We start from the raw sequence: 9,525 nt of genomic DNA, 5'->3' as shown, positions 1-9,525 counted from the left end.
GTTGTAGAGGAGGATGTCGAGCGGGCTGCGGCGCGCCACTTCGCGGAAGTATGCCTCCACGCCGTCGGGCGAAACTTTGAAAAAATACGGTCCTGTCACCGAGATGGCGCGGATACCCAGATCGGCGTAGCGCCTTGCGGCTTGAATCACGAGATCAATGCTGTTTTCGGCCGCTCCCGCCAGAATGGGAACACGGCCCCGGTTTTCCGAGGCGACGATTTCCACCACGCGCAGCCGCTCTTCGAAGCTCAAACGGGCGAACTCCCCCGTGCTGCCGTTGGGATAAAGCCCGCTGATTCCTTTGTCGATCAGCCACGACACGATCCTGCGCAGCTCTTCCTCGTTAATCGACCCGTCGTCGCGGAAGGGAACGATGTTCGGGCAATAAATTCCGGCGATGCGAGACATAGGGCGACAGGTTGTCGTAATTTCTTAACAAGAAACTTGCGTCCGGAAAGGCGGGTGTCAATGCGTTTTGCGCGCTTTGAGCCGCCCCGGCGTGGTCCCGAGCATGCGCCGGAAGTCGTAGATCATGCGTTGGGGGCTGCCAAACCCGCAGGCGTAGGCCACCTCTTTCACTTGCATGGCGGTTTCGGTCAGGAGCAATTCGGCGCGGGCGATGCGCTGCATGATGATGCTGCGTCCGATGGGCGGCAGTCCGGCACCCGCGAATCGCCGCTCCAGGGTGCGGCGCTCGATGCCGCACTGCGCGGCCACGTCGCGCACGCCGATCGGCCGGTGGGCGTTTTCACGGATAAAGCGCATGGCTTCCTCGGTCGCGCCGCTGCGCGCGGCCGGTTCCACCCTCGGTGATTCGGTCTCGAAGCATTCGAGCATTATGGTGAGGGCCCGCAAGCCCCACGACGGATGATTCACCCCGGGCTCCGACGCGACATCGCGCAGCAGGCGGTCGAGGCGTGGTTCCATGCGCGGCCTTATGCCGCCGCGCAGGTGAAGGCAATCGTCGGGGAGAAGCCCGGAGACAACGAGTCCGTGGAGCGAGGCACCTTGCAGGCAGATCCATTTCTCGGTCCATCCCGCGGCGGGTGAAGGGCGGTAGCGGTGCCAGCCGCCCGGCACGAGATAGAACGCGTCGCCTGCTGCAACGCTTTGCAGTCCTCCGCGCTCCGTTTCCCACTGCCCGCGCCCCGCGACGATGAGCACGAGCGCGAAATCCGGCAATTTGCGGCCGCGTTGCCAGCGGAAGTCGAAATCTTTGGGGTGGCCGGACTGCGGATACTTCTGCCCGGAGCGGTAGGCGAGCGCGCCGACCGACGTGAGGCAGCACCCCGCGCGCAAGGAAGTCGCATCCAGAGGCGGGTAGTGGAATGCATTTGCGGTCGGGCGGCGCACGGTGTCGAAAATCTGACACAGATTGTCGCAAAATAAAAACTCGAATACTTGGCTAGCGGCTTCCGGAAAGGCCAATTTCACGGCTGGCATGAAAATCACCGATTTCAAACTCTACACCATCACCAGCGGGGACACGGGCGCGCGGGGCGCAGCCCAGGGCGAGTCGCAATACTGGGGGGGCGGCTGGCAGGCCGGCACACTCATTTCCAACCCCATGTCGGTGCACCCGAAATATGCGCGCATCCGCTCATTGTGGATGGGGCCGGGCCAGGATCCCTACGCGATCGAGATCGAAACCGACGAGGGCGTCACCGGTGCGTGCGTGAACTACGGCGGCGGTGCTTTCGCGTGCGCGGTGATCGACCAGCATTTCCGCCGGTTCCTCATCGGCCAGGACCCTTTCAACATCGAGCTGATTTGGGACCAGATGAACCGCTCGACCATGCCCTACGGCCTCGGCGGAATCACCAACATGGCCATGGCCGGAGTGGATATCGCTTTGCACGACCTGGTGGCCCGCGCCCTCGACCTCCCCGTCTACAAGTTGCTCGGAGGACAGACCAAGGAGTCCATCCCGTGCTATGCCACGATCCATCCCGACTACGCGGAGCATTGGAAAGACCGCGGATTCTTCGGCGTGAAAATCGCCGCCCCGTGGGGGGTGGAGAGCGGACGCGAGGGGCTCAGGAACATGGAAAACCTCATCGCCAAGCTGCGCTCTGATCTCGGCGACGACATGGAGATAATGATCGACTGCTATCTTTCGTGGGACGTTGAATTTGCCTCCCGTTTGGCCGAGCGCATCCGTCCCTACGACGTCAAATGGTTCGAGGATCCGCTGCAGAACGGTTGGGCCACGGAGCAAAACGCTTATTTGCGCGAGCGCATCGCGCCGATACAGCTCGCCACGGGCAATCTCGAGTATCACTACAAAGCCTTTCACGACATCATCGCGCGTCGCGCGACGGATATTATCCAGCCGGAAATCCAATGGTGCGGCGGCCTCACCCCGACGCGCCGAATCGCGGCCATGGCGAAGCCCTATGACATGCCGGTCATCCCGCACGGCGCGTCTGTTTACAATTACCACTTCGTCATGAGCAACACGAACAGTCCCTACGCCGAATTCCTCACCACCGGCGAAGGCCGCGACCTGCACCCGATCTTCGACACGATCGTCGGGGAGCCGCTACCAGTGAACGGCCGGATCACACTCGACCCGAAAAAACCCGGTTTCGGGGTCGATTTGAACCGCGACAAGCTCAAACCATACCAACCGCAAGACGCATGAAAGACGCATCCCCCTTGCGAATCGGTGTGATCGGCGCCGGTTGGTGGGCCACCTCAGCCCACATCCCGGCGATCAACGCCCACCCGCGCGCCCGATTGGTCGCCGTGCAGTCGCGCTCGCAGGATAAAGCGGACAAAGTCGCGCGGGATTTTGGCGCCGCGCACGCTGTGACCGATCCGTTTGCCTTGCTTGAATTGCCCGGACTCGACGCCGTGGTCATCGCCACGACGCCCAACATGCATCATGTGCAGGCCAAGGCGGCCTTGGAACGCGGCAAGCACGTTTTGCTGGAGAAACCCATGACCTTCACCGCGGCCGAGGCGAAGGAGTTGTGCGAATTGGCCGAAGCCAAGGGCGTTCAGTTGCTCATCAGCTGCCCTTGGCACTTCACCCCGCACGGGATGGAGGTGCGCGAGATGATCCGGCGCGGGGACCTCGGCGAGATCCGCATGATTTCCGTCCTCATGACCAACCCGATCGACAAGCTTCTCAAGGGGATCAACACCACGCCCACCCACGGTCAGGCCGATGTCTATATCGAGCCGTGCATCGGTTCTTACAATGATCCGGCCATCGCCGGCGGCGGCCAGATTTATTGCCAGATTTCCCACGCGGCCGCTTATCTCACTTTTCTCACCGGTCTGCGTCCGGTGGAGGTCTATGCGCGGTTCGAGAACGAGGGCTCGGTCAACGACATCTACGACGCATTGACAGTCACGATGGAGAACGGCGCCCTTGTCACGGTGGCCAGCACGGGCGCCACACCGATGTCCGAGCGCAATTACGAAGTGCGCGTTTACGGGACCAGGGGAATCGTCCTGCTCGAGTTGTGGAAGGGCGAGGCGGTCTTCATTCCCTTCGAGGGCGAGCGCCGCGTGCTACCGCCGATTCCCGCCGCGGGGATTTACCCTGAGCGTGGACCGCTGGACAACTTCGTGGATGCGGTGCTCGGTTTGGCGCCGAACGGGTCCGACGGACGCCTCGGCTTTGCTTCAATGCAGGTCATCGAGGCCGCGGTTCAATCATCGAAGACCAACCTTCCGGTGAAAGTCTTCCTTTAAGGAGGTTGTTGTCAGCGTGCTAGAACTAACCGGCATCACCTGGAACCACAGTCGCGCCTTGCCGTCGCTGGTGGCCACCGCGCAGCGCTACGAGGAACTGCATCCGGGTGTCCGCATCCGCTGGGAGAAACGCTCGCTCCACGAATTCGGTCACATGCCGATCGACGAACTGGCGCGGAGGTTCGATCTCATTGTTATCGATCATCCGTGGGCCGGTTGTTGTTTCGCCCGCGGTCTGGTCCACGACTTGGCGCCTTTGCTTTCCGCCGCGCAGCGCACCGATCTCGAGGCCAACTCGGTGGGGCCGAGCTTCGAGAGCTACCTTTACGAAAGCAAACTTCTGGCCATTCCAATCGACGCAGCCACACCGACCCCGAGCTGCCGACCGGACTTGCTGCAGCGCCACAGCCTCAAGTTTCCGGAGACGTGGAGCGAGTTGGTGGCTCTTGCCGACGCCGGACATGCCGTCATGCCGGGCTTTCCCGCCGATCTTTTCCTCAATTGGTCGATGCTCGTCGCCGCCTTGGGCGGGGAAATAGCCGCCGATCCGGAGAGGATCTGCGACCCAGCGTCCGGTCGCGGCGCGATGGATCTGCTTCGGCGTCTCGCGGAAAAAATGCCGGCAAAAATCCACGAATGGAATCCCATCGCCATCGCCGAGCACATGACACGCGGCGATGACATTGCCCTTTGCGCTTTTGCTTACAGCTACGGGAATTATTGCCGCCCGTCGTTCGCCGCCCGGCCGCTGCGCTACGGTCCTTTGCCGAAGCTCGATGACGGGCGTCCCTTGCGCAGCATTGTCGGCGGCACGGGCATCGCGGTGTCGAAGAAATGCCCGGAGGTGAACCGCGCCCTCGATTACGCGCTTTTCACCGGCAGCGCGGCAGTGCAGGCGGGTATTTACACTCTGGCCGGCGGACAGCCCTCCCGGCGGGAAGCTTGGGTCGACCCGTCGCTTGGGTTCGTCACCGGCGGTTTCTTCCGGGACTCTCTCGCGGATCAGGAGCACTGCCTCGTCCGTCCGCGCTACGACGGCTACGTGCCCTTGCAGGAGGAGGCGGGAGTTCCTTTGCAGCAATACTTGCGCGGTGAAGCGACCGCGGATCGGGTTTGGGATGAAATCAACAAGCGCTATCGTGATAGCTGGCGGAGCGGGCATCCGTAAGACCTCGGCAGTCTTGCGTTTCACAGAGCCGAGCTTGAATCTCCTTCTGCTGAGTTGGGAAGCGCACCAAGACCTTTTATAAGCCATTTTGACGAATTGTCGTTTTTGCGGCAGACTTAGAGCCATGACAAGTAAACGGACAGCCTGGTCAGCCTTGGTGGCTATATTTGCCCTTTGCTTGGTGCTAGGGCCGGAATCTTTTGGCGAAAGTCCGTCCACTTTCTCCCAGAGCCAGATTGAAAACACTCTCCTCGGGCGTTTCGGCAACAGCTTTGCTCTCGGCGCGGCCATACCCGACACCGAACTCACCGGGGCGGAACGACAGTTGCTGTTCGAAAATTTCAACACCCTCACGCCGGAGAACTGTATGAAGCCGGAGTCACTGCAGCCAACGGAGGGTAACTTCAACTTTTCCGAGGCCGATGCTCTTGTGGAGATGGCCCGCGACAACGGACTCACGGTCAATGGCCACACCCTCATCTGGCATGCGCAGTGCCCAGAATGGTTTTTCTCCGATGCCGGCCAGCCCGCCGGCCGGGAATTGGTGATTCAACGCATGCGGCGACATATCGAGGCGGTCGCCGGACATTTCACCGGCCGGGTGAAGAGTTGGGACGTGGTCAACGAAGCCATAGACGATGGCGATGACTACCTGCGGAAATCCAAATGGCTGACCAGTATCGGCGAGGATTACATCGCGGAAGCCTTCATCGCCGCTCGCAAGGCGGACCACGATGCCGAACTCTACTACAATGACTACAACATCGAGCGCCGCCCCAAGCGCGACAAAACGCTGCGCCTCATTCGTGACCTCAGGCGGCGCGGTGCACCCATCGATGGCATAGGCATCCAAGGCCACTGGCAACTCGACCATATTCCGTTCGAGGATATCGAGGATGCGATCGTTGCTTTCGACCGCTTGGGTATGAAGGTGATGATTACCGAGCTTGATATCGACGTTGTGGCCCGCGAGACCTCCGGTGCCGAGGTGAGGCGCAGGGAACAGGACGGTGACGACCCTTTTGTGAACGGCCTCCCCGACGATGTCGAACAACGTTTGGCCGAACAATACGCGCGGCTTTTCGCCTTGTTTCTGAAGCATCAAGACAAGATCACGAGAGTTACCTTCTGGGGCCTGCACGACGGACGGAGTTGGCTCAACAACTGGCCGTCGAAGCGCACCAACCACCCCTTGCTATGGGACCGGGCGCTGCAACCGAAGCCGGCACTCTCGGCTGTGCTGGCGATCAAACGCTCGAAAAAAGAGCAGAAAGCCCAAAAACCGTCGGCTGGTGAAGATGGCAAACCAGCGCCTGAAACTTGACGTTGGTCGGCTTTGCGCGCGAACGCAATACTCCATGTAGTTCTGTTGATTCTGCTCCTCACGGGTTGCGCGCGCCAAATGGATGCGCGACGTCGATTTCGCATTGGAAATGAATGTAGACATCACCAGCTTCCGATGCCCCGGACTTTGCTCGCTATCCCCGTCATCTGATTATATCCAAACGCGCGTTTTTGCGGACCTTAGCCCGGGTTAACCACAGTCCGTCAGTTACGCATTCTTGGGATCGGTAACGAGCAGGATTCGAAATCCTGCAACCGCCTCAACGTCAAAGGGCTTCTACGGATAGAAAAGAGCGAAACCTTCTCACCTGAGGGGTGCACGGGGAGCCACTTTCCCGGCACCGCAAAACTCGCAGCGGTCTGGCTAACGAGCAGAGTTCGCGTTCGGGTCGGAACACGATTTTGCACGACAGCCAGGTTGCCATTTTTTAGTAGAAGCTATCCCAAAACTCCCATTATTGGCATGAACGCTGCCGAGTTATGGTCATGCTTATACTCAGCAAAACACAACTCGATGTCCTTGAAATGTTGGTTCCCGTCCATGCGGTCAGTCGCAAAGGCGGCAGACCGCCGATCGAAAAACGCCGTGCTTTGGCCGGGATCTTCTGGGTCTTGGACAACGGCGCGAAGTGGAAAGATCTGCCCAAGCGGTTTGGTTCCAAGAGCAGTGTGCATCGCTGGTTCTTGCGTTGGGTGAGGGCGGGGGTTTTTGATCATCTCATGCGTTCGATGGGTCGCTTGGTTGAAGAGCAAGCTCGCTTCCGTCTCTATGAATGCTTCGTGGACGGCACCTTCGCCAAAGCCAAAGGCGGTGGCGCAGGCATCGGCTGCACCAAGGCCGGCAAAGGATTGAAAATCATGATTTTGGTCGATGCCAAGGGACTGCCGTTGGCGGTTAGCACAGCTCCGGCCCACCCGCATGAAAGCAGCCTCATCCAGGAACTCTTCGGCTTCATGCTCAGCTCCGAGTTGCCCGAACGAGTCATCGGCGACAAGGCCTACGATAGCGATGCCTTGGATGAAAAACTCGCCCTGCAAGGCATGGAAATGATTGCGCCCAAACGAGCCAACCGACGCGTCTCGCAGGACGGCCGCGCCTTGCGTCGCTACAAACGTCGTTGGACTGTCGAACGCACCATCGCGTGGCTACAAAACTACCGGCGCCTTTGCATTCGCTGGGAAAAATCCCAACTCGCTTTCCAAGGTTTTCTTCATTTCGCCTGCGCTCTTCTCCTCATGAAAGAGGTTTTGGGATAGGTTCTACTGCTCTCCAGACGGGGAGGAGGGCTATCCTGGCAACCTCAGAGCAACCGTGACGTATCGCGTGGGGCCGGAGCGCTGGTTGACTTGGACCGCGGAAGCCGTCAGCGATGCGCCGACCATCGTCAATCTGGTGCACCATCCGTATTGGAATTTGTCCGGAGGAGAGGCGCCGAATATCGACGGACATGTCTTGCAACTTTTCGCGGACGCCTATCTTCCTGTGACGGACGGCAAGATTCCCACCGGCGAAATCCGATCCGTAGCCGGAACGCCGATGGATTTTCGCCAGCCGTGCACAGTGCGAAACCAGGAAGATTTGGAGTATGATCACTGCTGGGTGCTTGATCGTTCCGCGGCGGCGGACGACCTCGTCTTGGCAGCGCGTCTCTCGGACCCGCGAAGTGGCCGCATGCTGGAAATCTCAACCAACCAGCCCGGCATCCAATTCTATGACGGGAGTTTCCTAGATGGTTCAGTCACCGGCCACGCCGGCCGGAACTACGGCCCCCGCGCCGGCCTCTGCCTTGAACCGCAAAACTTTCCCGACGCTCCCAACCACCCGACATTTCCCTCCTCAACCTTGGTTCCGGGCCAAACCTACCCCAACTGCGTGTGTTACAGATTCGTAGTGAGTTAAGTCGGAAGGCGGTTTCGTTCTTTTTGTTCAGGTCTTTTGAGAGCGGCAACAAGAGCCTTGAGCCCGAAGGCCCTCGGCATGTTCCGAGCGATCTCCCAGTTCTGCAGCGTGCGCACGGAAACGCCCAAGTGCTTAGCCGCGTCTTCCTGCGTGAATCCGCGTCTTTCACGATAGTCCTTCAGTAGCTTGGAAAACTTCTTCCGAGTCATGGTGCTACTACGCGATACGCGCAGCACCGAGTCAATGCCGCACCCTCAATGCACCCCCGAGGAAATTAGGTTCTGTGCCTGCCAGGCGATACCCTTTGCGGGATGCGAAAAATGGTGAAAAAAACTGATGGATTCAGTGCGTTTCCTGCGAGAGGCCAAAGGGGATGCAAAACTTCACACCAGACATGTTCGGCCTCAAAGGGCACGGCATGAAATTACGGACGATCAGAGGATATGACTTCGGCGAGGTAAGCTCGGCGATGCAGAAGGCCATCCGACGCGGAGAAACCCAATACGCCGGTTATTGGGCTCTGGAACTCTGGGCCAGCGGCTTCGGCAACTACGTGTGGAAGCGACTGCTCACGGTGTCGGCCGAGGACTGCTGGGGAATTATTACCCAAGAGATCAAAGCGCTGCATGATTCGTATGCCATGATCAACGCGAACCTCTCCGGCCGCCGCGCCCGTGGCCGCATCTTCATTTCGAAAGCAGTGATCCTTCTGTGTGCTGCCAAGAAGAGCCGTGATGCGGACCACCTGCAGAACTTCGTTTACGATGAAGTGCGCGGCATTGATCCCGACACGTTGGCCGATGAACTGCGCAGCGCGCCGGAATATGTGCCGGTTCCTGACTACGCGTTCGATTGCCACACGCGCCGCGGTAAATCGATGGGCAAGACGAAGGCTGACTTCTTCAAGGCCGAGCAGGCGGCGCTGATGCCGCTTGAGCAAGGGCTGTTCGATCACCTCGTTGATGCATGAAGGCTGACGATCCCACGCTGCCTGACCGCATCCACTTGCGCACGCTGGTCGAGCACGGACTGGCGCCGATGCTCAAGCGCGAGCCACTGGACATTCTGCGGCAGATGCTCGGAGACGAACTGCCTCCGGAGCCGGTGTTTGTGAATCTGACCGCCGAGCAACTCGAGCGTTGCATCGAGGCGGCACAGCGGGCGCTGAGTGCTCCGGCTGATCCAGCTCCACCAGCGCCTCCTGTGCCGATGGAACCGTTTCGCGATCGCCTTGCGCTCAACACGGAGGAGACGGCGAGGGCGCTTGGAGTTTCGAGGGTCACTGTTTACCGCCTTTGGAAGCGAGGTCTGTTGCGTCCAAGCCTTTCGCTGCGCACGCCGCTGTTTGCCGTATCGGAGATTGAAAGGTTTTTGCGTTCCACCGCTGGCATTGAAGAAGAGAGAAAGT

The 9,525-nt window shown here is 59.8% G+C and carries 11 protein-coding genes; 8 read left to right on the top strand and 3 right to left on the bottom strand.

Annotation, left to right across the window (positions count from 1 at the left end; all coding sequences use genetic code 11):
- Together FGM15_13135 and FGM15_13130 are read right to left on the bottom strand one after the other, a co-directional pair.
- The coding region (locus FGM15_13135; GenBank protein MBU3666801.1) for a dihydrodipicolinate synthase family protein at positions 1-408 on the bottom strand (408 nt) is incomplete at its 3' end.
- A 57-nt stretch (positions 409-465) separates the two neighbouring features.
- On the bottom strand, positions 466-1,443 hold the full coding sequence (locus tag FGM15_13130) for an AraC family transcriptional regulator (protein MBU3666800.1): 978 nt from the start codon (positions 1,441-1,443) through the stop codon (positions 466-468).
- Here FGM15_13130 and FGM15_13125 point away from each other — a divergent pair.
- The 6 genes from FGM15_13125 (at position 1,442) to FGM15_13100 (ending at position 8,117) form a co-directional block, all read left to right on the top strand.
- On the top strand, positions 1,442-2,644 hold the full coding sequence (locus FGM15_13125; protein ID MBU3666799.1) for an L-rhamnonate dehydratase: 1,203 nt from the start codon (positions 1,442-1,444) through the stop codon (positions 2,642-2,644). The two genes, FGM15_13130 and FGM15_13125, sit on opposite strands and share 2 nt — an antisense overlap.
- Entirely contained in the window at positions 2,641-3,705 is a 1,065-nt protein-coding gene (locus FGM15_13120) for a Gfo/Idh/MocA family oxidoreductase (protein MBU3666798.1), read from the top strand. The genes FGM15_13125 and FGM15_13120 overlap by 4 nt, the downstream gene beginning before the upstream one ends.
- A gap of 16 nt (positions 3,706-3,721) precedes the next feature.
- Complete coding sequence (locus tag FGM15_13115; GenBank protein MBU3666797.1) at positions 3,722-4,873, top strand: carbohydrate ABC transporter substrate-binding protein; 1,152 nt, start codon at positions 3,722-3,724, stop codon at positions 4,871-4,873.
- A 124-nt stretch (positions 4,874-4,997) separates the two neighbouring features.
- Positions 4,998-6,197 carry an endo-1,4-beta-xylanase gene (locus FGM15_13110; protein ID MBU3666796.1) on the top strand — a complete coding sequence of 400 codons (1,200 nt, stop codon included), beginning with the start codon at positions 4,998-5,000 and terminating at the stop codon, positions 6,195-6,197.
- Positions 6,198-6,697: 500 nt separating this feature from the next.
- Positions 6,698-7,474, top strand: coding sequence for an IS5 family transposase (locus FGM15_13105; protein ID MBU3666795.1), 777 nt, complete (start codon positions 6,698-6,700; stop codon positions 7,472-7,474).
- A 55-nt stretch (positions 7,475-7,529) separates the two neighbouring features.
- Positions 7,530-8,117 carry a hypothetical protein gene (locus tag FGM15_13100; GenBank protein MBU3666794.1) on the top strand — a complete coding sequence of 196 codons (588 nt, stop codon included), beginning with the start codon at positions 7,530-7,532 and terminating at the stop codon, positions 8,115-8,117.
- Here FGM15_13100 and FGM15_13095 read toward each other — a convergent pair.
- On the bottom strand, positions 8,114-8,326 hold the full coding sequence (locus FGM15_13095) for a helix-turn-helix transcriptional regulator (GenBank protein ID MBU3666793.1): 213 nt from the start codon (positions 8,324-8,326) through the stop codon (positions 8,114-8,116). The two genes, FGM15_13100 and FGM15_13095, sit on opposite strands and share 4 nt — an antisense overlap.
- Before the next feature lie 209 nt (positions 8,327-8,535).
- Here FGM15_13095 and FGM15_13090 point away from each other — a divergent pair, with 209 nt between their 5' ends.
- Positions 8,536-9,087 (top strand): hypothetical protein, encoded by a 552-nt coding sequence (locus FGM15_13090; protein MBU3666792.1) that lies wholly within the window; start codon positions 8,536-8,538, stop codon positions 9,085-9,087.
- Positions 9,084-9,525 (top strand): helix-turn-helix domain-containing protein (locus tag FGM15_13085; GenBank protein ID MBU3666791.1); only part of this gene is annotated, 442 nt, incomplete at its 3' end. The genes FGM15_13090 and FGM15_13085, both read left to right, overlap by 4 nt.

Source organism: Chthoniobacterales bacterium, from assembly GCA_018883245.1.
Classification (GTDB): Bacteria; Verrucomicrobiota; Verrucomicrobiia; order Chthoniobacterales; family JACTMZ01; genus JACTMZ01.
The sequence above is the reverse complement of the archived record's forward strand: the minus strand, read 5'-3'. Positions and strand labels throughout refer to the sequence as shown.

What these genes read in the sequence shown, in the direction of transcription:
- FGM15_13125 (MBU3666799.1), top strand. Translation starts at nt 1,442, where the DNA reads ATGAAAATCACCGATTTCAAACTCTACACCATCACCAGCGGGGACACG.
- FGM15_13130 (MBU3666800.1), bottom strand. Translation starts at nt 1,443, where the DNA reads ATGCCAGCCGTGAAATTGGCCTTTCCGGAAGCCGCTAGCCAAGTATTC.
- FGM15_13120 (MBU3666798.1), top strand. Translation starts at nt 2,641, where the DNA reads ATGAAAGACGCATCCCCCTTGCGAATCGGTGTGATCGGCGCCGGTTGG.
- FGM15_13110 (MBU3666796.1), top strand. Translation starts at nt 4,998, where the DNA reads ATGACAAGTAAACGGACAGCCTGGTCAGCCTTGGTGGCTATATTTGCC.
- FGM15_13105 (MBU3666795.1), top strand. Translation starts at nt 6,698, where the DNA reads ATGGTCATGCTTATACTCAGCAAAACACAACTCGATGTCCTTGAAATG.
- FGM15_13095 (MBU3666793.1), bottom strand. Translation starts at nt 8,326, where the DNA reads ATGACTCGGAAGAAGTTTTCCAAGCTACTGAAGGACTATCGTGAAAGA.
- FGM15_13090 (MBU3666792.1), top strand. Translation starts at nt 8,536, where the DNA reads ATGAAATTACGGACGATCAGAGGATATGACTTCGGCGAGGTAAGCTCG.